The organism is Marichromatium sp. AB32, from assembly GCF_003718675.1.
Taxonomy (GTDB): domain Bacteria; phylum Pseudomonadota; class Gammaproteobacteria; order Chromatiales; family Chromatiaceae; genus Marichromatium; species Marichromatium gracile.
Window position 1 is genome coordinate 1 of sequence record NZ_RHFJ01000046.1, and the last position, 23,550, is coordinate 23,550.

At 69.5% G+C, this 23,550-nt stretch carries 20 protein-coding genes; 5 read left to right on the top strand and 15 right to left on the bottom strand.

Features of this window, described 5'->3' with window-relative positions; translation table 11 throughout:
* The 11 genes from EBL85_RS12870 to EBL85_RS17630 all read right to left on the bottom strand — a co-directional run.
* A partial coding sequence (locus tag EBL85_RS12870; protein ID WP_223806143.1) for a proton-conducting transporter membrane subunit occupies positions 1-1,836 on the bottom strand: 1,836 nt, incomplete at its 3' end.
* The gene (locus tag EBL85_RS12875) at positions 1,833-3,338 is read right to left on the bottom strand and encodes a complex I subunit 5 family protein (RefSeq protein WP_123143118.1); all 1,506 of its coding nucleotides are present in this window, start codon (positions 3,336-3,338) and stop codon (positions 1,833-1,835) included. The genes EBL85_RS12875 and EBL85_RS12870, both read right to left, overlap by 4 nt.
* Positions 3,335-4,780 carry a complex I subunit 5 family protein gene (locus EBL85_RS12880; protein ID WP_123143119.1) on the bottom strand — a complete coding sequence of 482 codons (1,446 nt, stop codon included), beginning with the start codon at positions 4,778-4,780 and terminating at the stop codon, positions 3,335-3,337. The genes EBL85_RS12875 and EBL85_RS12880 overlap by 4 nt, the downstream gene beginning before the upstream one ends.
* Complete coding sequence (locus EBL85_RS12885; RefSeq protein WP_123141340.1) at positions 4,770-5,063, bottom strand: cation:proton antiporter subunit C; 294 nt, start codon at positions 5,061-5,063, stop codon at positions 4,770-4,772. The genes EBL85_RS12880 and EBL85_RS12885 overlap by 11 nt, the downstream gene beginning before the upstream one ends.
* Positions 5,060-5,725 (bottom strand): MnhB domain-containing protein, encoded by a 666-nt coding sequence (locus EBL85_RS12890; RefSeq protein WP_123143120.1) that lies wholly within the window; start codon positions 5,723-5,725, stop codon positions 5,060-5,062. The genes EBL85_RS12885 and EBL85_RS12890 overlap by 4 nt, the downstream gene beginning before the upstream one ends.
* A complete protein-coding gene (locus EBL85_RS12895; protein WP_123141338.1) occupies positions 5,722-5,985 on the bottom strand; it encodes a DUF4040 domain-containing protein in 264 nt (87 codons plus the stop codon). The genes EBL85_RS12890 and EBL85_RS12895 overlap by 4 nt, the downstream gene beginning before the upstream one ends.
* A complete protein-coding gene (locus EBL85_RS12900) occupies positions 5,982-6,278 on the bottom strand; it encodes a monovalent cation/H(+) antiporter subunit G (protein WP_123141337.1) in 297 nt (98 codons plus the stop codon). The genes EBL85_RS12895 and EBL85_RS12900 overlap by 4 nt, the downstream gene beginning before the upstream one ends.
* On the bottom strand, positions 6,275-6,538 hold the full coding sequence (locus EBL85_RS12905) for a monovalent cation/H+ antiporter complex subunit F (RefSeq protein ID WP_123141336.1): 264 nt from the start codon (positions 6,536-6,538) through the stop codon (positions 6,275-6,277). Before EBL85_RS12905 ends, EBL85_RS12900 begins: the two co-directional genes overlap by 4 nt.
* Positions 6,535-7,020, bottom strand: coding sequence for a Na+/H+ antiporter subunit E (locus EBL85_RS12910; RefSeq protein ID WP_123143121.1), 486 nt, complete (start codon positions 7,018-7,020; stop codon positions 6,535-6,537). The genes EBL85_RS12905 and EBL85_RS12910 overlap by 4 nt, the downstream gene beginning before the upstream one ends.
* A 215-nt stretch (positions 7,021-7,235) precedes the next feature.
* Positions 7,236-9,788: a methyl-accepting chemotaxis protein gene (locus tag EBL85_RS12915; protein WP_123143122.1), complete on the bottom strand. Its 2,553-nt coding sequence runs from the start codon at positions 9,786-9,788 to the stop codon at positions 7,236-7,238.
* Between the two features lie 258 nt (positions 9,789-10,046).
* Entirely contained in the window at positions 10,047-11,177 is a 1,131-nt protein-coding gene (locus EBL85_RS17630; protein ID WP_369964142.1) for a methyl-accepting chemotaxis protein, read from the bottom strand.
* A 344-nt stretch (positions 11,178-11,521) separates the two neighbouring features.
* Here EBL85_RS17630 and EBL85_RS12925 point away from each other — a divergent pair, with 344 nt between their 5' ends.
* Together EBL85_RS12925 and EBL85_RS12930 are read left to right on the top strand one after the other, a co-directional pair.
* Positions 11,522-13,156: a methyl-accepting chemotaxis protein gene (locus EBL85_RS12925; RefSeq protein ID WP_123141332.1), complete on the top strand. Its 1,635-nt coding sequence runs from the start codon at positions 11,522-11,524 to the stop codon at positions 13,154-13,156.
* Positions 13,157-13,187: 31 nt separating this feature from the next.
* Entirely contained in the window at positions 13,188-13,481 is a 294-nt protein-coding gene (locus tag EBL85_RS12930; protein ID WP_123143124.1) for a hypothetical protein, read from the top strand.
* 3 nt (positions 13,482-13,484) lie between these two features.
* Here the strand turns inward: EBL85_RS12930 and EBL85_RS12935 are convergent, their stop codons facing one another.
* Positions 13,485-14,069: a TetR/AcrR family transcriptional regulator gene (locus tag EBL85_RS12935; RefSeq protein WP_062272996.1), complete on the bottom strand. Its 585-nt coding sequence runs from the start codon at positions 14,067-14,069 to the stop codon at positions 13,485-13,487.
* Between the two features lie 139 nt (positions 14,070-14,208).
* Between EBL85_RS12935 and EBL85_RS12940 the strand changes: the two genes are divergently transcribed.
* Both EBL85_RS12940 and EBL85_RS12945 read left to right on the top strand, forming a co-directional pair.
* On the top strand, positions 14,209-15,384 hold the full coding sequence (locus tag EBL85_RS12940) for an efflux RND transporter periplasmic adaptor subunit (RefSeq protein WP_123143125.1): 1,176 nt from the start codon (positions 14,209-14,211) through the stop codon (positions 15,382-15,384).
* Positions 15,385-15,474: 90 nt separating this feature from the next.
* Entirely contained in the window at positions 15,475-18,582 is a 3,108-nt protein-coding gene (locus tag EBL85_RS12945; protein WP_123141329.1) for an efflux RND transporter permease subunit, read from the top strand.
* 42 nt (positions 18,583-18,624) lie between these two features.
* Here EBL85_RS12945 and EBL85_RS12950 read toward each other — a convergent pair whose 3' ends face one another.
* Genes EBL85_RS12950 through pomA form a run of 3 tightly spaced genes read right to left on the bottom strand, consistent with a single transcriptional unit; the run spans position 18,625 to position 20,858 of the window.
* Entirely contained in the window at positions 18,625-19,206 is a 582-nt protein-coding gene (locus EBL85_RS12950) for a PilZ domain-containing protein (RefSeq protein WP_223806144.1), read from the bottom strand.
* A complete protein-coding gene (gene tssL, locus EBL85_RS12955; RefSeq protein ID WP_123141328.1) occupies positions 19,203-20,057 on the bottom strand; it encodes a type VI secretion system protein TssL, long form in 855 nt (284 codons plus the stop codon). The genes EBL85_RS12950 and tssL overlap by 4 nt, the downstream gene beginning before the upstream one ends.
* A 36-nt stretch (positions 20,058-20,093) precedes the next feature.
* Positions 20,094-20,858 carry a flagellar motor protein PomA gene (gene pomA, locus EBL85_RS12960; protein ID WP_123143126.1) on the bottom strand — a complete coding sequence of 255 codons (765 nt, stop codon included), beginning with the start codon at positions 20,856-20,858 and terminating at the stop codon, positions 20,094-20,096.
* Positions 20,859-21,414: 556 nt separating this feature from the next.
* Here pomA and EBL85_RS12965 point away from each other — a divergent pair.
* Positions 21,415-23,550, top strand: a complete 2,136-nt coding sequence (locus EBL85_RS12965) for a YgiQ family radical SAM protein (RefSeq protein WP_369964143.1) — start codon at positions 21,415-21,417, stop codon at positions 23,548-23,550.

The following is a 23,550-nucleotide window of genomic DNA, read 5'->3' on the forward strand; positions in this document are numbered from 1 at the left end:
CTCCGAGGTGGATTCGATCTCCGAGGTGGATTCGATCTCCGAGGTGGATTCGATCTCCGAGGTGGATTCGATCTCCGAGGTGGATTCGATCTCCGAGGTGGATTCGATCTCCGAGGTGGATTCGATCTCCGAGGTGGATTCGATCATGGGGTCGGACTCCATGGGCCTGGCCGCGATCTCGACCGGCGCGCGCCACAGTGCGCCGATCAACAGCAGCAGCAGGGTCAGCCACAGCGCCCCGGCGACCGGCCAGCGCCGCAGTGCGTGCTCGCCGTCGGCGACCGCCGGACCGAGGGTGAGTCCCTCCCCGATGCGCGCGACGAGAGGGCGGGTCAGTGCCAGCCAGACCCCCGCCAGTCGCTGCCAGGCGTGGCTGACGGCATGCCACGGGGGGCCGAGCAGCGCCAGCAGGTCGCCGGGCGGGACCCGCCCGGCGAGACGGCGCAAGGGGCCGGGCCAGCGCCAGACCGCTAGCGCCAGCGTCCCCCCGGCGCCGACCAGGAGGGCGTCCTTGAGTTCGGGGGGCGCCGGTACGAGCAGCGGGAACAGCATCACCAGCGCGACCAGCCCGCCCCAACTCGCCAGCGCCCAGCCCTGACCGGGGCGGAACGAGGCATCGATCCCCGTCAGCAGCCACAACAGGCGCGCCATCAGCAGGGTGGTCACCACCACCGAGGCGCTCACCAGGGTGAGGATCCACGGCCAGCGCGCGTGTTCGAGCAACGGCGCCACCGCCGCCTTGGCCGCGGCCCCGCTGGTCAGCGGCGCGCCGGCCATCGCCAGCGCCAGCAGCGCCATGCCGGCGAGGATCAGTGGCTGCGCCGGCGCGCCCGCCTTGCGCAGCCCCACCCCGAGGAAGAGGCCGCCCTTGACCAGGGCATGGTGGACGACATAGAGCGCCAGTGCGCCCACCCCGACCTCGGCCAGCGTCGGCTCGGCGAGCATCGCTCCGAGCAGCGCCGCCAGCAGCCCCATCTTGGCGATGCTCGAGTAGGCCAGCACCGTCTTCGCCTCGGTCTGCATCAGTCCGATCGGCAAGGCCAGCGCCAGGGTCAGCAGCCCGATGCCGGTCAGCAGCTCGCCCCAACCGGGCAGGGCGATCACGCCCACCGGGAGATAGCGCAGCCAGCCGAGCAGCGCGACCTTGATCATGGTCGCGCTCAACACTGCGCTGGCCGCCGCCGGCGCCGCCGGGTGGGCGAGCGGCAGCCACAGGTGCAGCGGCATCAGCCCGGCCTTGACCGCGAGCCCGGCGAGCAGCAGTCCGATGGCCGCAGGTCCGAGCGTGGCGAGCTGTTGCGGCGCCGGGGCGAGCGTCCCGCTCTCGCTGGCGATCAGCACCAGGGCCGCGAACAGGGTGACCTCGCCGAGCAACGCCATCGCCAGATAGACCCGCCCGGCACGCAGCGCGCGCGCGTTGCCCTCGTGGATCACCAGTCCGTAGGCGGCCAGCCCCATGATCGCGAAGCCGGCATAGAAGCTCGCCAGATCCTGGCCGACGATCAGCCACAGGTTGCCGGCCATGGCGAGCAGAAAGAGTGCGCGGAAGCGCCCGGCAGCGGGACCGAGACCGGCGCTGCCGGCATGGATCCCGGCGACCAGCCACAGCAGCGCGGTGAACAGCAGATAGGTGCGTCCCAGTGGATCGAGTCCGAGCTGGGTGCCGAGCAGCAGCCAGGGCAGCTCGATACGGGTGCCGAGCGGCACCACGAGCGTTGCGCCGAGCGCCGGCAGGGGGCCGAGCGCGGCGAGCCAGCGGCCATGGCGCGTGCTGGATGCGAAGGGGGCCAGCAGCAGCGGCCAGATCCAGGCGGCGAGCAGCAGCCAGGCGCTCATCGATCATACTCCCGGCGCGCGATCAGCTCGGCCCACTCCAGCGGGCTGAAGGGTGCGGCGGCGAACAGACCGGCGAGCAGACAGAGGGTCGCGGTGATCAGCGGCGGCCACAGCAGCGCCGCGCGGGTCTCGAGACGGCGCCGCGCGATCCGCTCCTCCGGCCAGTGTTCGGGTGGGGGGCGGAACCAGGCGCGATAGAGGATCGGCAGGAAGTAGGCGGCGTTGAGCAGGCCGCTGGCGGCGAGCACCGCCAGCACCCAGTCGGCACCGCCGTCGATCGCGCCGAGCCCGAGATACCACTTGCTGACGAAGCCGGCCAGCGGCGGGATGCCGATCATGCCCAGCGCGCCGGCGCTGAAGGCCAGCGTCGTCCAGGGCATGCGCCGTCCGACCCCGTCCATCTGGCTGACCCGGTGGATGCCGAGGGTCTCGGCATAGTTGCCGGCGCAGAAGAACAGGGTGATCTTCATGATCCCCTGGTGGACCAGATGGACCAGCCCGCCGACGGTGGCGATCGGGCCGAAGATCGAGGTGCCGAGGGCGATGTAGGAGACCTGGCTGACGGTGGAATAGGCCAGCCGGGTCTTGAGCCCGTCCTGGACCAGGGCGCGCAGCGAACCGTAGAGGATGGTGACGGAGGCCAGCGCGCCGAGCAGCGCGAGCAGCCCGAGCGCGTCGGCCAGCCCCACGCCGTAGACGTCATAGACCACGCGGACGATACCGAAGGCGCCGGCCTTGACCACTGCCACCGCGTGCAGCAGCGCGCTCACCGGCGCCGGGGCCACCATCGACTGCGGCAGCCAGCCGTGCAGCGGCACCAGCGCGGCCTTGACCCCGAGCCCGGCGAGCAGCAGCACGAAGATCACCTGGAACTGACCGTGCAGCGTCGCCGGCAGATCGCCGAGGATGCCGCCCTGGACGAAGTCGAGCGGCCCGGCGAGGGTCTGCAGCCAGACCGCGCCGAGCAGCAGCAGGGCGCCGCCGCCGACGGTGTAGTAGAGATAGATGCGCGCCCCGCGAGTCGCCTCCGGGGTGCCGCGATGGGCCACCAGCGGATAGGTCGCGAGGGTGAGGATCTCGTAGCAGATGACGAAGGTGAGCAGGTTGCCCGCCAGGGCGATGCCGACGGTGGCCGAGACGCAGAGACTGAAGAAGCCGAAGAAGCGGCTGCGGTTGGCGCTGTGCTCGAGATAGCCGATGGCATAGATGGTGGTCACCAGCCAGAGCACCGAGGAGAGGGTGACGAAGAGCACCGAGAGCGCATCGGCGGCGAACACCAGATCGAGTCCGGGGGCGAGGCTGATACGGCTCTCGTAGTCGTGCTCGTGATAGACCCCCCAGATCATCACCCCGACCAGCGCCAGCTTGGTCAGGGCGCCGGCCATGTTGAGACTGGTGCGCAGCAGATGGCTGTCCTCGCGCACCAGGAAGATCGCCGCCCCGGGCACCAGCGAGGAGCAGACGATCAGTAGCGGCAGCAGGGTGTCGAGCGCGCTGCTCATCGGTCGATCTCCACCGGCTCGAGCAGCCCCCACAGACCTCCGGCGGCCAACCCCAAGCCGGCCACCGCGAGCAACGCCAGCACCAGTCCCGGCAGCTCCGCGCGCACCTGGGTGACGAAGTGCAGCGGCGTGGGTTCCTGGTTGAAGGCGCGCGCCAGCACCCGGAACACATAGGCCGCGGCAAGCAGGGTGCCGGCGAGCACCGGCAGGATCCACCACCACTGGCCCTGATCGATGGCCGCCTCCAGGAGCAGCCACTTGCCGATGAAGCTGCCGCTCGGCGGCAGCCCGATCAGTGCCACCCCGGCCAGTCCGAGGGTGAAGGTGGTCGCCGGCAGTCGCTGCGCGGTGCCGCCGAGGGCATCGATGCGATCATGCCCGGCGAGCTGCTGGACCTGACCGGCGGCGAGGAAGAAGGCGGCCTTGGCGAACCCGTGGGTGAGCGCCATCAGCAGCAGGGCGCCGAGCAGGGCGGTGCGCTCGGGGCCTGGGTCGAGCCCCTGGATCAGGGGGACGAAGAGGAACAGATAACCGATCTGGGCGACCGTGGAGTGGGCCGCGAGCAGCTTCAGCCGCTCGGCGCGCAGCGCCCGCCACGACCCCCAGATCACGCCGCAGGCGCCGAGCAGACCGAGCAGGGTGGCCGCGGCGGGTTGGGTCACCGCGGCGAAGGGGCCGAGCCAGAGCATCAGCAGCAGCCAGGCGGCGACCTTGCCGACCAGCGCCGAGAGCGCGGCGCTGACCGGCGCCGGGGCGTTGGCGTGAGTCGGCGGTAGCCAGAAGTGCAGCGGGAAGAGTGCGGCCTTGAGCGCCAGCCCCAGGCTCAGCAGCGCCAGCGCGGTGGCATCCACCAGCCCGGGGCCGAGCCGGGTGCCGAGCAGCGCGAGGTCGAGCTGACCGTGGGCGGCATAGATCAGCGCCACCCCGAGCAGGTAGGTCATCGAGCCGAGCAGGCCGACGAGCAGATAGCGCAGGCTCGCGGTCAGCGCCGCGCGACCGCCGCCGAGCGCGGCGAGCGCCGCGCCGGAGAGCCCGAGGAGTTCCAGCCCGACATAGATGTTGAACAGATCGGCGGCGAGGAACAGGGCGTTGAGCGCGGCCCACAACAGCAGCCACAGCGGCCAGAACTGGCGCAACCGCTCGGGGTCGCGGAAATACCCTCCGGCATGGATGCTGATGGCCAGCGCGACCATCGCGGTCATCGCCAGCAGCGCGGCGACCGCGCCGTCGGCGGCGAGGGCGATGCCGAGCGGCGCCGACCAGCCGCCGAGGCTGGCGCGCAGCGGCCCCTGCTCCCACACCCCGACCACCAGCCAGAGCACGACCCCGCTGCTCGCCAGCGCCGCGATCAGTCCGAGCGCGCGGGCACGAGCGGGCGCGAGCGTGGTGGCCAGCGCGCCGAGCAGCGGCAGGCAGACCGCGAGCGGCAGGCTAGCGTTCATCCTCGGGCACGCCCCCCTGCTCATCGAGTCGTCGGCCGAAGACCAGGGCCAGCGCGGTGGCGCTCACCGCCACCACGATCCCGGTGAGCACCAGCGCGTGCGGTACCGGATCGGGGGGCGCGCCGTCGCGCTCGGCGAGCGCGATCAGCAGGTGGAAGACGCCGCTGCCCATGATGTTGATCGCGATCAGCTTGCGCAGCAGCGGCCTATGGACCAGGAAGGCCCAGAGCCCGAGCACGCAGAGCGCGACGCCGGCGCCGCCGTAGAGCAGTTGCGTGCTCATCGCCCCTCCCCCGGTGGCCGACCGCCGACATAGGCCGCGGCCAGGGTGGCGCCGATGGCCAGGGTGGCGGCGCCCTCGATGGCGAGGATCAGCCACTTCGACCAGTCCGTCGGATAATCGAGCAGGTCGCGACCGAGCGCGAGCAGCGTCAACCCGACCAGCAGGAAGGCGCCGACGCCGAGCACCGCGAGTAGCCGCTGGAGCGACTCGCCGGGCAGCCCGGCGCGAGGGTCGCCGGCGAGACGCAGCACCACCCCGGCGGCGCCGAGCAGGGCACCGCCCTGGAAGGCGCCGCCCGGCACCTGGCCGCCGGCCCAGAGCAGATAGCCGCCGGTGAGGATCAGCAGCGGCACCACCCAGGCGACCATCGCCCGCAGCGCCGAGCCGGCGCGCTGATAGGCCGGGGCCGGCGGGCCGAGCGACCAGATCCCGAGCAGCGCGGCGAGCAGCACCGCCAGCTCGAGCAGGGTGTCGTAGGCGCGGTAGTCGAGCAACACCGCGGTGACCGGGTTGCCGACCCCGGTGAGCGGCAGCGCGGCGAACGCCGCCTCGGCGAGTGCGGGCTCGGGCCGCGCGGCGAGCGCGGTGGCCAGCACCCATAGCAGCAGCCCGCCGAGTGCGGCGGCGAGCAGGGCGACGAGCAGGCGTGCCGGGCCGTTCATCCCTCCCCCCCGGTCCGTTGCCGACGGCGTGCCGCGCGCCGCGCCGCGGCGAGCATCAGCGCGCCGCCGAGTCCGGCGCCGATCGCCGCCTCGGCGAGCGCCACGTCGGGCGCGCCGAGCCGCGCCCAGACCAGCGCCAGCCACAGCCCGAAGGCGATGAACAGCATCACCGCGCGGCGCGGCTCGACGCTGGTCAGGGCGGCCACGGCCAGGGTCAGCAGGGTGGCGATCAGCACCAGGTCGAACAGCAATAGGGTCATTGCAGGTCCTCGCCGTCGCCGCGCAGCGCGCGCTTGGCGACCAGATGGGCGCCGGTGGCGCCGGCGAGCAGCACCAGCAGCCAGATCAGCACCAGCTTGAGCCCCTGCCAGGGCGACTCGACCCAGGGCAGCAGGCCGCAGATCAGCAGGCCGAGACCGAGGTTGTCGGCCTTGGTCAGGGCGTGCAGCCGGGTGAACAGGTCGGGCAGGCGCAGCAGCCCGATGCTGCCGGCGGCGAAGAACAGACAGCCGAGCGGCAGGGTGATCGCGGAGAAGAGGAACGCGGCGGTCATTCGGGTGGCTCCTGGAGCCGGCGGCGGGTGAGCGCGGCGGCGGCCACCGCGGCGAGCAGCGCGAAGATCAGCGCGACGTCGATCAGCGCCGGCTGCTCGATGGCGACGGCGAGCAGCAGGAGTACGCCGATCCCGCTGGTGCCGAGCAGTTGCACGCCCATCATCCGGTCGGCGGCGCCGGGGCCGCGCAGCACCTGGATCAGGCCGAGCGACATGCTGGCGAGCAGGGCCAGGGCGGCGAGCAGCGCGAGCGTCCTCATCCGTGACCCTCGCGCGCGAACAGCGCCGCGACCCGTTGCTCCAGCGCGATGAGCTCGGGGCGGACGTCGACTCCGGTGTCGATGGCGTGTACCCGCAGCCGTTGACCGTGCATGTCGGCCCCCAGGGTGCCGGGCAGCAGGCTCACGGTGTCGAGGAAGAGCACCCGTGCGGCGGGATCGGTGAGCCGGGAGTGGTAGTCGATGAAGCCTGGGGCAATGCGTGGTCGCGGCGCCAGCACCCGCAGTGCGACATCGAATCCGCCGCGCAGCGACTGGGCGACGAAGTAGGGGATGAAGGCCAGTAGCGCCAGCACCCGCGGTCGTCGTCGGCGCGGGGGCGAGAGCGCAAGGCTGGCATGGGTGGCGAGCGCCACGCTCGGCAGACCGATCAGCCAGGACCAGGGGTCGGTCCCGGCGAGGATCAGCCAGAGCAGTGAGAACAGTGCGCCTCGGGCGAGGACGGTGGTCCAGTGGCGATGCACGATGGCTGGCATCCTTGTGCGTTGGGTTCTGGGCCTGGATATGTTCGGCGCTCCGCGCCGGTGATCCTCATCACTGACCAGTGGGGCGCGCCCCGAGTTCCGTCCCGGGGCGCCTTGGCGGTTCGAACCAACTTCCAGCGATCAGCTTCCAGCCTCCAGTCGGGGAGGCTGGTGTGCATGATCGGCGATTGACGGGCAAGACGGTATCTTGGCGGTCAGACCTTGAAGCGACCGACGCGTTCCTGCTGGCCGGCGGCGAGCTCGGCCAGTTCGCCGGCGGCGTGCTTGATCTGGGTGGCGCCGGCGCTCACCCCCTCGATCGCCTGAGTGGTGTTGATGAGGTTGCGGTCGACCTCCTGGGAGACGGCGGCCTGTTCCTCGGCGGCGCTGGCGATCTGGCTGTTCATGTCCTTGATGGTGCTCACCGAGCGGGTGATCTGCTCGAGCGAGCTGCCGGCCTCGCCGGCCATGGCGACGCTCTCCTGGGCCTGGGTCCGGCTCTCCTCCATCGCCGCCACCGCCTGGCTGGTGCCCGACTGCAGGCGCTCGATCATCTGCTGGATCTCGGTGGTCGAGGCCTGGGTGCGGCTGGCCAGGGTGCGGACCTCGTCGGCGACCACCGCGAAGCCGCGCCCCTGCTCGCCGGCGCGCGCCGCCTCGATCGCGGCGTTGAGCGCGAGCAGGTTGGTCTGGTCGGCGATGGCGCGGATGACGTCGAGCACCTTGCCGATCTCGGCCGAGTCCTCGGAGAGTCGGGCGATGACCTCGGTGGCGCCCTCGACGCGCTGCGAGAGCACCTCGATCGAGGCGATCGAGCTGGCCACCACCTGACTCCCGGCACTGGCGTCCTGGTCGGTCTGCAGGGTCGCGGCGGCCGCCTCGGTGGCGTTGCGCGCGACCTCGGCGACGGTGGCGGTCATCTCGTTCATCGCCGTGGCGACCTGTTCGAGCTCGGCCTGTTGACGTCGGACCTGGTCGTCGGTCTGCTGGCTGGTGGCGGAGAGCTCCTCGGCGGCGGCGGCCAGTTGCTGATTGCCGCCGGCGACCTCGGCGATGAGGTCGCGCAGCTTGCTCTGGAACAGGTTGAAGGCGGCGGCCAACTCGGCCAGCTCGTCCTTGCCGTGGATCTCGATGGTGCGGGTGAGGTCGCCCTCGCCCTCGGCGACGTCGCGCATCATCCCGGTGAGCCCCTGGATGCGGCGCACGATGGCGCGGGTGACCAGCAGCATCAGCACGATGCCGACGATGATGCTTGCCACCGAGACCGTGACCATCACCATCGCCGAGCGTTGCGCGGCAGCGGCGGCGCGATCGGCCGTCTCGGTGATCGCCTCGAGCGGTACCGAGACGCCGATGCCCCAGGGGCGGTCGTTGACGCCGAGCTGGATCGGGGTGAAGGCGAACACCTCGTCGGCGTTCTCGATCAGCAGCGGCTCGCCACGCTGCAGGGTGGTGACGATACGCGTGGCGTCGTCGGTGAGATCGGCGAGCGGCTTGCCGACCATGTCGGGGCGACGGCTCGAACCGATGATGGTGCCGTCGTTGGCCACCAGCGCGACCTTGGCGCGGCCGTCGTAGAGACCCGCGGCGGTCTCCTCGGCGAGGCGCTGGAAGTGGCTGAGTTCGAGGTCGACACCGACGATGCCGCGAAACACCCCGCCTTGCAGGACCGGGACCACCATCGAGGTGATCAGCCGCTCCTCGCCCTGCACCGGGTAGAGATAGGGGTCGATGACCTGCTCCTGACGGGTCTGGCGGGGGATCAGGTAGAAATCACCCTTGCCCGGGGTCTCGTAGTCGACCTGGGCCTCGACCTGTGCGCTGCCGGAGGCATCGATGCTCCAATAGGGGATGAAGCGACCGCTGGCGTCATGCTTGGGGGTGTCGGCATAGCGGGCGTCGGCGCCGTCGAAGGCGTCGGGCTCCCAGGCGGTGTAGACGCCGAGGAAGTCGGGGTGCTCGAGGAGCACCGCGCGCAGCATCTGGTTGACGTCGCTGCGCGAGAAGAAGGCCATCTCGTCGAGCCACAGCGAGGAGACGACCACCCAGCCCCACTCGGGCACCAGGCGCGCGAAGGCGAGCTTGGGCCGGGCGGTGTCCTCGCCCGGCGGGGTCCAGTCGTAATGGATGTGGCCCTCGCCGTCGTCGGCGACCTGCTCGTCGATGGCGACGAACAGGTTCTTGCCGACATCCATGGCGGTGTCGTAGCTCGGGTCGTCGAGCACGCGACCGTCGAGTGCGGGTGCATTGGGGTCCATCACCATCCGCGGATAGGGGCTGGAACGGTCCTGGATCCAGATGTAGTCGCCCTCGTCGGAGTGCATCCGGCGGATCGCGGCGATGGCCTGTTGCTGGGCCTCGGCGCGGGTGAGTTCGCCACGCCGCGCGGCGGCGACATAGTCGGCGATGGTGGCGCGCGCGATCGCGGTGGTCGCCTCGATCTCGCGATAGCGTTCGCTCAGCCGTTTCCAGTCGGCGGCGGTCATCTCTGCGGCGTCCTTGCGTGCGGCCACCCCGAGCGCCTGGGCGAGGGTGCGGGCGACGCCCAGCGGCTCTTCGGTGTCGGCCTCGATGGTCGCGGCCTGTTCCTGGGTGGCATTGACGATCAGCGTGCGCGCGCTCTCGAGCGCGGCCTCACGCTGCGCCTCGGCCATCGAGTTCATCTGCGAGAGTGCATAGAGGGTGATCCCGAAGCCGAGTATCACCAGGATCGAGCCCGACCACAGTGCGATCCTGAAACCGATCGAGTGCCTGTTGAGCAACGTCATGCCTGTCCCCCTGTGCTTTGCCTATACCGGATCGGCGCGGGACATACGCAAGGGTCGCCACGCCTGGCTTGGGTGTGCGGACCGTTCGCGGCAGTTATTGATGGTCGACGAGCACAGTCTTGAGTGTGCTCGCCTGGATGGTGACCGGTAACGGCTTGCTGTTCGGGTAGTTGGGGTGATCGCCCGCAGATCCAATGGAGCATGCGCGGACGCCGAGGGTCGGCGCGGCCTGCTGTGAGCCAGTTCATGTCGACCGGCTCAGGCGGCGCTCCGATCGATGGTGGCCGTGGGCGTTTGGTGTTCGATGTCGGCGCGAATGCTGTCGAGGATGAGAAACACCTGACGGCTGTCGTCCTCCATCTCCTCGAGCGCGGCACGTAGCGCGGCATAGTCGAGCGGCGTCTGGGCGAGCAGCTCGAAGATCTGGCCGGTGGCCTGGTGTACGCGCGCGTGCGGCGGCTCGAGATCGCGGTAGTGTGCGGCGGCGGAAAAGAAGGCCTCGCCGTCGCCGTGCTCGTACCATTGGCCGAGACGGCAGTGGTGATGGTCGACGAAGTCGAAGGCCGGGGCACGCGCGGCGACCGAGGCATAGGTGTTGACCTTCCACAGCACGTGATCGAGCTTGGCGAGGCTCATGAAGACGCTGTCGGAGACCCGACGAACGTCACCGAAGGCGGTGTCGACCTCGCCGTGCAGGCGATCGAGACGGTGCTTGAAGCCGCCGACCTTGCCATCGACCTCGCGCACGCCGTCGACCAGGGTGGTGGAGATCCGCTCGACGCTGCCGACCGCCTCGATCATCTCCTGGATGTCGTCATGGGTCTCGGTGATCGCCGCGCGGGTCTTGTCGGCGAGCGCGCGCACCTCGTCGGCGACCACCGCGAAGCCGCGCCCGGCCTCGCCGGCGCGCGCCGCCTCGATCGCGGCGTTGAGCGCGAGCAGGTTGGTCTGCTCGGAGATGGTGCGGATCAGACCGAGCACGGCGTTGATGCTCGCAGCATGGGTCGAGAGCCGGCCGACGACCTGATTGGCCTCGCCGGCGGTCCCGGCGAGGCTGGCGAGGAAGCCGGAGATGCTCACCAGCTCGTCGGCGACACCGGTGAACTCGTCGGTGACGCCGGTCACCGTCCTCAGGGTGTGCTTGGCGTCCTCGACCGAACCGGCGAGATTGCCCTGGATGTCCTGCAGGCTGGCGCGGGTATGGGTGTTCTGGCTGGCCATCAGGGTATTGAGCTGGTCCTCGCGAATGCTCGCGTCGCGGGCCTCGGCGAGCGCCGCGCGGGTCTGTTCGAGCTCCTCGCGCAGCCTGCTGTTCTCGGCCTGCAGCGCCGCATGCTCCTCGCGCAGTTGCTGGACCATGCGCTGGTGGGTGGATTTGGCGACGAACATCCTGCCTCCGGTGGTCTCGTTGCTATGATTGAAGCGGCGGCCGCGGGGCCTGGAGCTGTGGTCGATGCCCGTCGGCGAGCGCATTGCGGCTCGATGTGTCGGTGTTTTCGACCACGTCTGGTGTTTGGGGCGCGGCGGGGATTGATTGCGAAAACGCAATTACGCCCCGGATTCTATATGGTTTTTTGGCCGTCGCGTACTCGGGCCGGGGATCCGCCGGGACGCGACGGAAAGGTCACCGACCGTCGTGGTCGTTGTCATCTGGTCCAGCTGGATGCTGACTGGTGCGCGGGAGTCGCCCCAGCCGTTCCCGCTCGGGGCCTGTCTAGCTGGAAGCCTTTCTCATGAAACTGATCGACAACGCGAAGGTGAGCACCAAGCTCGCGGTCCTGGCGCTGATTCCCATCGTTGCCATGGTGGTCTTGACCTGGGGGGCGACGACCTTGCTGCAGCGGGTCAATGGCGGGATCGACCGTATCTACCAGGATCGGGTGGTTCCCCTGCAGGGGCTCAAGGACATCGCCGACGACTATGCGGTGTTCGTCATCGACGCCGTCAACAAGGCCAATGCCGGGCGTTTCACCGCCGAGCAGGCGCTCGCCAGCATCCGCGAGGCGCGCGCCGAGATCGAGGGCAACTGGACGGCCTATCTGCAGACCGAGCTGACCGAGGAGGAGCAGCGGCTGGTGGCCGAGGCGAGGTCGCTGTTCACCGTGGCCGATCGCGCCATCGGCGCGCTCGAGCGTGAGCTGGGCGGGATGCGCGGCGTGGTCGCCGGCCGGCTCGATGCCTTCGACGGCCCGCTCTACGAGCAGATCGACCCGATCAGCGCCAAGATCACCGAACTCGTCGAGCTGCAGCTCGCGGTCGCCGGCGAGGAGCGAGAGCGCGCCAATACGCTTTATGCCAACTCGCGACTGCTGTTCATCGGTCTGGCGGTGCTGACCACCCTGGTGCTGGTGGTGCTCGGCTGGGTCACCTATCGCTCGATCACCAGCCAGCTCGGCCAGCTGCGCGCGACCATGGTGCATATCGCCGAGCACTCCGATCTCTCGGTCGCCATCGATCTGCGCACCGACAACGAGATCGGTCAGATCGCCCATGCCTTCGCGCAGATGCTCGAGCACTTCCGCGAGCTGGTCGAGCGTCTCGGCGGGTCGGCGATCAGTCTCTCGTCGGCCGCCACCCAGATGTCGGGCAGTCTGGTCGAGGCCCGCGAGGGGGCGGCGCAGCAGAATGTCGAGTCCGAGCACGTGGCCACCGCGATGCAGGAGATGACCGCCTCGGCCGAGGAGGTCGCGCGCAACACCGCCAGCGCCGCCGACTCGGCGCAGGGGGCCAAGTCGCTCTCCGATCAGGGGCGTACCCAGGCGCACGAGACGGTGGAGGCGATCACCGGTCTGGCCGCGCGCATCGAGACCGCCGCCGGGGTGCTGCACTCGCTCGAGAACGACGCCCAGGACATCGGCAAGGTGCTCGACGTCATCCAGAGCATCACCGAGCAGACCAATCTGCTCGCGCTCAACGCCGCGATCGAGGCGGCGCGTGCCGGCGAGGCCGGGCGCGGCTTCGCGGTGGTCGCCGACGAGGTGCGCACCCTCGCCAGTCGCACCCAGTCCTCGGCGCGCGAGATCGAGGCGATGGTGGCGCGACTGCAGCAGAGCTCGCAGCAGGCCGCGCAGGAGATGGGGCAGAGTCAGGAGGCGGCGGCACTGTCGGTCGAGCGGGTCGGGCGCGCCGGCGAGTCGCTCGAGGCGATCACCGGCGCGGTCGACGGGATCTCGGAGATGATGAATCGCATCGCCACCGCCGCCGAGGAGCAGACCGCGGTGGCCAACGAGATCAACCAGGGCGTGGTGGCGATCAGCGATGCCAACCACAGGTCCAGCGAGAACATGACCGAGCTGGAGCACGCCGGTCAGCAGCTCGAGCGGCTGGCCGAGGAGCTGCAGGCGGAGGCAACCCGATTCAAGACCTGAGCCCGCGCACGACGCCGGGCGGGGAGGGTGGATGGAGGTGTTCATCGGCAACCTGCCGGGGCGTGCGACCCTGCAGGAGCTGCATGGCTGTGTCGGCGCGGTCGGGCTGCGCGCCGATTTCCGGCGCCATGTCGGCGAGGACCGTGGACGGCGTCGCTATCACTTCTTCGTCGCCCGGACCGCCTCGCGCGTCGAGGGTGAGGCACTGATCGCGCGGTTGCACGGACGCTGTCTCGGCGGACGTGCTCTGGTGGTGCGGGAGTATCGCCCGCGCTCGCCCGATCCGGCATGGCGCGGCGCGGAGCGGCGGATCAACCCCTGGTGACGCTCAGCTGAGCACGCGCAGCGCCGCCTGCAGCGGGGCGAGCAGTGCGGCGCGATCGAGTGTGGGGTTGCTGATCGCACGCGAGGCCAGCCCGTCGAACAGCGCCATGATGATCTCGGTGGCCGCCGCCTCGTCGCCGCGCGGCGTCCCCCGGGCGCTTGCCAGCAGCCGACAGAGCCGCTCGCGCTTGGCCGCGTCGGCCGCCTGTACGATCGCCGCGACCCGCGGGTTGCGCGCGGCCTCGGCGAGGATCTCCAGCTCCAGCGCGGCATGGTCGAGGTCGGTGCGCTCGTTGACGCCGGTGTCGACGCGCTCCTGCATCGCCTGATGCACGTCCTCGGCGCGCTCGAACTGCTGCACCATGCTCAATGACTGTTCGAGCTTGTGCTCGACCAGCGCGGCGATGATCGCCTCCTTGTTCTCGAAGAAGTGATAGATGTGCCCAGGGCTCATCTCCGCGGCCCTGGAGATCTTGGCGATGCTGGCGCCGTGGAAGCCTTCGCGGGCGAAGCAGACGGCGGCGGCCGCGAGGATCTGTCTGCGTCTGGCCTCGCAGCGTGGCTCGGGTGTCGCCGTTGGTTGCGGCATCGTCCTCTCCTCCCCTCTATCGGTCGGCTGGTGTCGGGAATGTCTCGGCGCATTCTACGCTTGACGTCGGCCGGACGGCTGACTAGATTGAACGCTCATTCTAGAATGAACGTTCAATCCACTTCCTCCCGAGGTTGTCATGACACTCGACGGTCGCCGTCTGGCTCCGGTGCTCCTGTACCCCTTCGCACTCGCCCTGTCGCTGACCGGGTGCGGTCCCGCCGGTGCCCCGGGCGGGGCACCCGGCGCCAGTGGCGCCCCCCCCGAGGTCGGCGTGGTGACGATCGCGGCGCGTCCCACCACCCTGGTCACCGAGCTGCCGGGACGCACCAGTCCCTATCGCATCGCCGAGGTGCGCCCGCAGGTCGGCGGCATCATCGAGGCGCGGCTGTTCGAGGAGGGCGGTGACGTTACCGCCGGGCAGGTGCTCTACCAGCTCGACGCCGCGCTCTATCAGGCCGCCTACGACAGCGCCGAGGCGGCGCTCGCGCGCTCGCGCGCCTCGCTCGAGCGCGCCCGGCTCAAGGCCGCGCGTTATGCCGACCTGCTGACCGCCGATGCCGTCAGCCAGGAGGATCACGACGACGCCCAGGCCGCGCTCAAGGAGGCGATCGCCACCGTCGCGGTCGACGAGGCGGCGCTCGCCACCGCCCGTATCAACCTCGCCTATACCCGGGTGACCTCGCCGATCGATGGCCGGGTCGGTCGTTCGGTGGTGACCCAGGGCGCCCTGGTCACCGCCAACCAGTCGCTGGCGCTGGTCACGGTGCGTCAGCTCGACCCGATCTATGTCGACATCACTCAGTCGAGCGCCCAGCTGCTGAGATTGCGCCAGGCGCTCGACGATGGTCGGCTGTCGCGCCCTGAGGGCGAACAGCCGCGGGTGCGGTTGATCCTCGAGGATGGCTCGGAGTACCCGCTGGCCGGCCGTCTCGCCTTCTCCGAGGTGACGGTGGATCCGGGCACCGGCGCGGTGACCATGCGCGCAACCTTCCCCAACCCCGATCATCTGTTGTTGCCGGGGATGTTCGTGCGCGCCCTGGTCGAGGAGGGGGTGCGCGAGCAGGCGATCCTGGTGCCCCAGCAGGGGGTACGACACGATCGGCGCGGATTGCCGACGGCGCTGGTGGTCGATGCCGCCGGGCAGGTCGTCAAGCGCACCCTGACCGTCGATCGCGCGATCGACGGTCAGTGGCTGATCGATGCCGGGCTGGAGGACGGCGATCGGGTGATCGTCGAGGGCGTGCAGAAGGCGCGTGCGGGCGCCGAGGTGCGCGCCGTCGAGATCGACTCGCCCGCGCCGGCGGGCGACTAAGCCCCGTTCCGTCCGCTGACGGCGTCGGTCCCGGCGCCGTCAGCCCTTGCATTCGCGCATTCGTCCATCCTGGAGCAGAGGTCGCCCGTCATGGCCCGTTTCTTCATCGATCGCCCGGTGTTCGCCTGGGTCATCGCCATCGTCATCATGCTCGCCGGCGTGCTCTCGATCCTGGGGCTGCCGGTGTCGCAGTATCCCAACATCGCCCCGCCGGCGATCACCATCACCGCGACCTATCCGGGGGCCTCGGCGCGCACCCTGGAGGACTCGGTCACCCAGGTCATCGAGCAGCAGATGAACGGGCTCGATGGTCTGCGCTACATGTCGGCGACCAGCGAGTCGACCGGCATCGCCGCGATCACCCTGACCTTCGACAACGACATCGACCCCGATATCGCCCAGATGCAGGTGCAGAACAAGCTGCAGCTGGCGTTGCCGATGCTCCCGCAGAGGGTGCAGCAGCAGGGCATCCAGGTCGCCAAGTCGGTGCGCAACTTCCTCATGGTGGTGGCCTTCGTCTCGCGTGATGGCCGGCTCGATCGCACCGATCTCGGCGACTTCGTCGCCAGCCGCATCAAGGACCCGATCAGTCGGGTCAAGGGCGTGGGCGAGGTCACCGCCTTCGGCTCGCAGTACGCGATGCGCCTCTGGCTCGACCCCAATCGGCTCAACCAGTACGGCCTGACCCCCGCCGACGTGGCCGCTGCGGTGCGCGCCGAGAACGCGCAGATCTCGGCCGGCGAGCTCGGCGCGCAGCCGGCGCTGCCGGGGCAGCGCATCACCGCCACCATCAACGTCCAGGACCGGCTGAGCACCCCGGAGGCGTTCGGCGCCATTCGGTTGCGCACCACCAGCGATGGCGCCACCGTCCATCTGCGCGACGTCGCCCGCATCGAGCTCGCCGGTGAGACCTACGGCAAGATCGCGCACCACAACGGTCAGCCGGCCTCGGGGCTGGGCATCCGTCTGGCCACCGGCGCCAACGCGCTGGAGACGGCCGACGCGATCAGGCACAAGCTCGACGAGCTCGCGGCCTTCTTCCCCGAAGGGGTTGAGGCGGTCTTCCCCTACGACACCACGCCCTTCGTGCGCATCTCCATCCACGAGGTGATCAAGACCCTGCTCGAGGCGGTGCTGCTGGTGTTCGTGGTGATGTATCTGTTCCTGCAGAACCTGCGCGCCACCCTGATCCCGGCGATTGCGGTGCCGGTGGTGCTGCTCGGCACCTTCGGCGTGCTCGCCGCCTTCGGCTACTCGATCAACACCCTGACCCTGTTCGCCATGGTGCTGGCCATCGGGCTTCTGGTCGACGACGCCATCGTGGTGGTGGAGAACGTCGAGCGGGTGATGCATGAGGAGGGGCTGGAGCCGCGCGAGGCGACCCGGCGTTCGATGGACCAGATCACCAGCGCGCTGATCGGCATCGCCCTGGTGCTCTCGGCGGTGTTCGTGCCGATGGCCTTCTTCGGCGGCTCGACCGGGGTGATCTATCGGCAGTTCTCGGTCACCATCGTCTCGGCCATGCTGCTGTCGGTGGTGGTCGCCCTGACCCTCAGCCCGGCGCTCACCGCGACCCTGCTCAAGCGCACCGATCACGCCCCGGATCGCGGTTTCTTCGGTTGGTTCAACCGCAACTTCGAGCGCAGCGTCGGCGGCTATACCCGCAGCGTCGGCGGCATCGTCCGCCGACGCTGGGTGTTTCTCGGGCTTTATCTGGCGCTGGTCGGCGTGCTCGCCATGCTCTACATGCGCATGCCCACCGCCTTCCTGCCCGACGAGGATCAGGGCATCCTGGTGGTGCAGGTGGTGCTGCCCTCGGGGGCGAGCCAGGAGCGCACCCTGGAGGTGGTTCGCGAGGTCGAGCACTACTTCCTCGAGGATGAGCAGGAGACGGTCGAGCAGCTGATCACCGTCGCCGGCTTCAGCTTCGCCGGTCAGGGGCAGAACATGGCCATCGGCTTCGTCCAGCTGAAGGACTGGGAGCTGCGGTCGCGCCCGGATCAGCAGGTCAAGGCGTTGGCGGGGCGGGCGATGCAGCGCTTCGCGCGGGTCCGCGACGCCCAGGTGTTCGCCTTCGCGCCGCCGCCGGTGATCGAGCTCGGTAACGCCACCGGCTGGGATCTGCAACTGCAGGACCAGGGCGAACTCGGCCACGAGGCGCTGATGGCCGCGCGCGGCCAGCTGCTGGCGATGGCCGCCGAGCACCCCGCGCTGGTGGGGGTGCGGCCCAACGGTCGGATGGATGAGGCGCAGTACCAGATCGAGGTCGATCGCACCAAGGCCGGGGCGCTCGGGCTGTCGCTGGCCGATATCAACGACACCCTGTCGAGTGCCTGGGGCAGCGCCTATATCGACGACTTCGTCCACGCCGGGCGGGTGAAGAAGGTCTACATGCAGGCCGATGCCGGCTTCCGCATGCAGCCCGAGGACCTCGATGCCTGGTACGTGCGCAACGAGCACGGCGAGATGGTGCCCTTCTCGGCATTCGCCGCGGGCGAGTGGACCTATGGCTCGCCGCGCCTGGAGCGCTACAACGGCCTGGCCTCGGCCGAGGTGCTGGGTCAGGCCGCCCCTGGGGTCAGTTCGGGCGAGGCGATGGCGGTGGTCGAGTCGCTGGTCGACAAGCTGCCGCCGGGCATCGGCATGGAGTGGACCGGGATCTCCTTCGAGGAGCGCGCCGCCGGCGCCCAGGCCCCGGCGCTCTACGCGCTCTCGGCGCTGGTGGTGTTCCTCGCCCTGGCCGCGCTCTACGAGAGCTGGTCGGTGCCCTTCGCGGTGATGCTGGCGGTGCCGCTCGGGGTGCTCGGCGCGGTGCTCGCCGCCACCGGGCGCGGCTTGCCGAGCGATATCTACTTCCAGGTCGGGTTGCTCGCCACCATCGGTCTGGCGGCGAAGAACGCCATCCTCATCGTCGAGTTCGCCCGCACCCTGCAGGAGCAGGGCAAGAGTGCGATCGAGGCGGCGATCGAGGCGGCGCGGATGCGTATCCGTCCGATCGTGATGACCTCGCTGGCGTTCGGCTTCGGCGTGCTGCCGCTGGCGCTGAGCAGTGGCGCCGGCTCGGGCAGCCAGCACGCGATCGGCACCGGCGTGCTCGGCGGCGTGGTCGCCAGCACCCTGCTCGGGGTGCTGTTCGTGCCGCTGTTCTTCGTGCTGGTGCGCGGGCGGATGAACCGACGCGCCGCGCCGCGCTCCTGAGGGCATGACGCCGGGTCGGTCATCGACCCGGCGCGGCGCGGCTCAGTCGAGCCCGTTCTCCTGGCGCAGTCGGCGCAGCTGCAGGGCATGGATGTGACGCACGATCGCCTCGCGGTCGGCATCGCGCAGCTGCTCGAACTCGATCGCGCTGGGGCCCTCGTCGCGTTCGAGCACCCGTCCCAGGGTGAGGATGCGGTTGCCCTCCGGGAGCAGCTGCAACTCGATCTCGAGCAGGCTGCCCGGCGCCGGTGGCGGGTCGAGCGCGAGACACATCCCCTGGGCGCTGAGGTTGACCTCACGCGGTTCGAGTTCGCCGCCGTGCTGGCGCGACTCGAAGGCGATGGTGAGCATCTCGATCTGACGCTCGACCACCTTGATGTAGGCGGCAACGGTGGGGAACTTGTATTCGAGCTTGCGCCGCTGGGGCAGCGCCTGGTCACGGATGGCGTGCAGCTCGTTGAGCAGGCCGACATCGCTGCTGCGCTCGGTGAAATCGGTGAGTGCTTGCGCCTCGGCGGCGGGCGGGATCGGGCTCAGGCGCAGGCCGACGGTGTCGTCGATGCGGAAGAAGCGGCGCCGATCCTGCTCGTGCTGTTCGCGATCACCTCGTTCATGCATGGTCATTGTGGGATGGTTTCCTCGCTCCCGATCGCCTGCAGGGCGTTCTCGAGCAGCAGTTCGGTGCTGCGGTCGCCGAGCACGATGATCTCCACGCGCCGGTTGGTGGCGCGTCCCTCGGCGGTGTCATTGGATTCGAGCGGGTGGTTGTCGGCATGTGCGCGGATCTCCACGCGCTGCGGGTCGATCCAGCCGTTCTGGGTCACGGCATGGGCCACGGCTGCGGCGCGCGCCGCCGAGAGCACCCAGTTGGAGGCGAACTCGCGGGTCTGGATCGGGATGTCGTCGGTGTGTCCGGCGACCAGGATCTTGCCCTCGACCTTGCTCAGCGCCTTGGCGATCTTCTGCAGCACGGCGAGGAACTCGGCGCTGACCTGCGCCGAGGCCGAGGGGAAGGAACCCTTCTCGCGGATGCGCACCACCACCTGGTCGTCGATGGTGGTGACCTCCAGCAGCCCTTTCTTGATCTCCAGTTCGAGCGCCTTCTCGACCTCCTCGGCCTTCTTCTGGGCGTCGATGATCGCGGGGTCGATGATGCGCAGTTCCGACTTGAGGTCATCGGCGGTCTGTTGTCGCACCTCGTTGACCACCGTCGGCTGAGGCTGCGCCGGAGAAAACTCCTGGGCGATGATGCTGGTGCCCTTGGGGATGTCGTCGGCCTCGACCATGCGCTGCACGCCGAAGGCCATCTTCATCGAGCCGGCGATCTGCTTGTACTTGAGGACATCCATCTCGGAGAAGGACAGCAATAGCACGAAAAAGACCATCAGCAGCGACATCAGGTCGGCGAAGGTCGACATCCAGGCCGGCGCGCCGGCCTCGCACTCGACCTCTTCGCATTCACATTCCTCGGCCATCGCCCGCTACCTCCGCTTGCTGTTGTGCGGACGGCATCAGCCGTCCTTGCCGGCGCTCTGGCGCTGATTCTCGGGCAGATAGGTCATCAGCATCTGCTCCAGCACGCGCGGGTTGACGCCCTCCTGGATTCCCGAGATCGACTCCAGGATCAGTGATTTGTTGAGCTTCTCCTCGATGCTGCGCAGCTTGAGCTTCTCGGCGATGGGGATGGCAAAGGCATTGGCGATCACCGCACCGTAGAGGGTGGTGAGCAGGGCGACGGCCATCGCCGGGCCGATCGCCTTGGGGTCGTCCATGTTGGCGAGCATCTGCACCAGTCCGATCAGGGTGCCGATCATGCCCATTGCCGGGGCGACGTCGCCGGTGGCCTTGAACACGCTGTAACCGGCTTCCTGGCGCTGGATGGTGAGGTTGATGTCCTTGCTGAGCACCTTCTGCACCACCTCCGGCGGGTGGCCGTCGATGCACATGCTGATGCCGGTCTCGAGGAAGGGATGGGAGATCTCGCGCCCCTCGAGCGCGAGGATGCCCTCCTTGCGCGCGACATTGGCCAGCTCGACGGCCTCCTCGATCAGGGTCTGCGGTGCCACGTTCTTGCTGAAGAAGGCCCCCATGGCGACCTTGAAGCTGCCGATGAACTGGCTCATGGTGGCGCGGAACATCACCGCAAAGGCGGTACCGCCGATGACGATCAACAGCGAGGGCACGTTGATGAAGAGCGTGATGTCGCCACCGAGCGCGATTGCGCCGATGATGACGCCGCTGGCACCGATCATGCCCAGTAAGGTCGCCAGATCCACTTCGTCTTCTCTCCTGTTACGCCCGTGTCGAGGTGTGTCGCCATCACCGGGCGGCGTGCGCCCTGGGTCGGTCGTGTCCCGTCATCATCGTGTGGCCGGTGCGCGGGGCGTGGACCATGGCCGAGAGCCCTGGCTGGTTCCGCGCGGGTGGCCGCGGTGGTGGTGTGTTCGACTACCGGAGGTTGATGGCTTGTCGTCCCGCGAAACGATCGACATGGTGCGACACGTCGCGGCTTTCCAGGGGAAAACGATGATTTTCAGGGTGTCGATCACGTTTTCCGCGTGAGCCGGCCAATGAGCGCGCACCTTTGGGGCGTGTCGGATCGGTGGCCCGAAACCACAGATTGTCAGCGATCGGTTGCCGACGGTCCAGCCCGTGATGACCGGACGATGACCATGGGCTCGGTGCCGTTCGCTGCGAGGTTATAAAATGAACGATTGCCCTGAGTCATGCCGCCAGTCGTTGATGAACACCCCCCAAGATATCTTCTCCTACCGCCGCTACTGGGCCCACAAGTTCGGTACCGCCCCGGAGCTGCCGATGAGCCGCGCCGAGATGGACCTGCTCGGCTGGGACAGCTGCGACGTCGTCATCGTCTGTGGCGACGCCTATGTCGATCACCCCTCCTTCGGCATGGCCATCATCGGCCGGGTGCTCGAGTCGCAGGGCTTTCGCGTCGGCATCATCGCCCAGCCCGACTGGACCACGGCGGAGGATTTCCGCCGGCTGGGACGACCGAACCTGTTCTTCGGCGTCACCGGCGGCAACATGGACTCGATGGTCAATCACTACACCGCCGAGCGCCGGTTGCGCTCGGATGACGCCTACACCCCTGACGCCGTACCCGGACGGCGTCCGGACCGTGCCGCCGTGGTCTACGCCCAGCGCGCGCGCGAGGCCTTCAAGGGCGTGCCGGTGGTGCTCGGTGGGATCGAGGCGAGCCTGCGCCGTATCGCCCACTACGACTACTGGTCGGAGACGGTGCGGCGCAGCGTCCTCGCCGACTCCAAGGCCGATCTGCTGCTGTTCGGCAACGCCGAGCGGGCGCTGGTCGAACTCGCCCACCGGCTCGCCGCCGGCGAGCCGGTCGAGACCATCCGCGACCTGCGCGGCACCGCCTTCATGACCAAGGGGGCGCTTGCCGGCTGGAGCGAACTCGACGCCAGCGTGCTCGACCGTCCCGGGCGGGTCGATCCGCACATCAACCCCTATGCCGAGCAGCCGCCCTGTCCCGAGACCCCGCCGCCGCGCCCGCCGGTGCCGGCGCGCGCCGAGCGCGCCCATACCGTGATCCGGTTGCCCTCGTTCGAGCAGGTCCGCGACGACCCGGTGCTCTACGCCCATGCCTCGCGGGTGTTCCACCTCGAGACCAACCCGGGCAACGCCCGCGCCCTGGTGCAGGCGCACGGCGCGCGCGACGTCTGGCTCAATCCGCCGCCGATCCCGCTGAGCACCGCCGAACTCGATCGCCTCTTCGAGCTGCCCTTCGCGCGTCGTCCGCACTCGAGCTATGGCGCAGCGCGGCTGCCGGCCTGGGAGATGATCAGCTGCTCGGTGAACATGATGCGTGGCTGCTTCGGCGGCTGCAGTTTCTGCTCGATCACCGAGCACGAGGGGCGCATCGTGCAGAGTCGATCGGAGGCCTCGGTGCTGCGCGAGGTCGAGGAGATCCGCGACCGCACGCCGGGGTTCAAGGGGTCGATCTCGGACCTCGGCGGTCCCAGCGCCAACATGTGGCGGATGGCCTGCAAGAACCCTCGGGCGCAGGCCGCCTGCCGACGGCTCTCGTGCATCTATCCGCAGATCTGTCGCAACCTCGACGCCGACCACGCGCCGCTGATCGAGCTCTATCGCAAGGCGCGCTCGGTCTCCGGGATCAAGCGCATCCGCATTGCCTCGGGGCTGCGCTACGACCTCGCGTTGCGCTCCCCGGCCTATATCCGCGAGCTGGTCACCCATCATGTCGGCGGCTATCTCAAGATCGCCCCCGAGCACACCGAGGCCGGGCCGCTGGCGATGATGATGAAGCCCGGGATCGAGATCTTCGACCGCTTCAGCGAGCTGTTCGAGCGCTACTCGCGCGAGGCCGGCAAGGAGCAGTACCTGATCCCCTATTTCATCGCCGCCCACCCCGGTACCACCGACCTCGACATGGTCAACCTCGCGCTCTGGCTCAAGCGTCACGGGCTGCGCGTCGATCAGGTGCAGGCCTTCCTGCCGACCCCGCTGTCGCCGGCCTCGACCATGTACCACACCGGTCTCAACCCGCTCAAACGGGTCCATCGCGACGCCGAGCGGGTGGTGGTGCCGCGCGGTCAGCGTCAGCGTCGGTTGCACAAGGCGCTGTTGCGCTATCACGACCCGGAGAACTGGCCGCTGCTGCGCCGCGCGCTCAAGGAGATGGGCCGCGCCGATCTCATCGGCAACGGCAAGCGCCACCTGGTGCCGAGCTTCCAGCCCGCCGGTACCGGCGGCGCCCCCGAGGGGCGGCGGCGTCCCGATGGCAGTGTGGCGCGCCCGGCTCAACGTCCCGCCGCCGCACCCCAGCGCAAGGCCGGACGCGGGTCGGTCAAGAGGAACGTCGGGACAGCTGGTCGGCACAAGACCGGGCAGGGAGACGGGGAGCGGCCGACGGGGCGTCGCCCCGCCGTCGGGCGCGGCGGCGGCAAGGGCCGCCGCCGCGATCGCTAG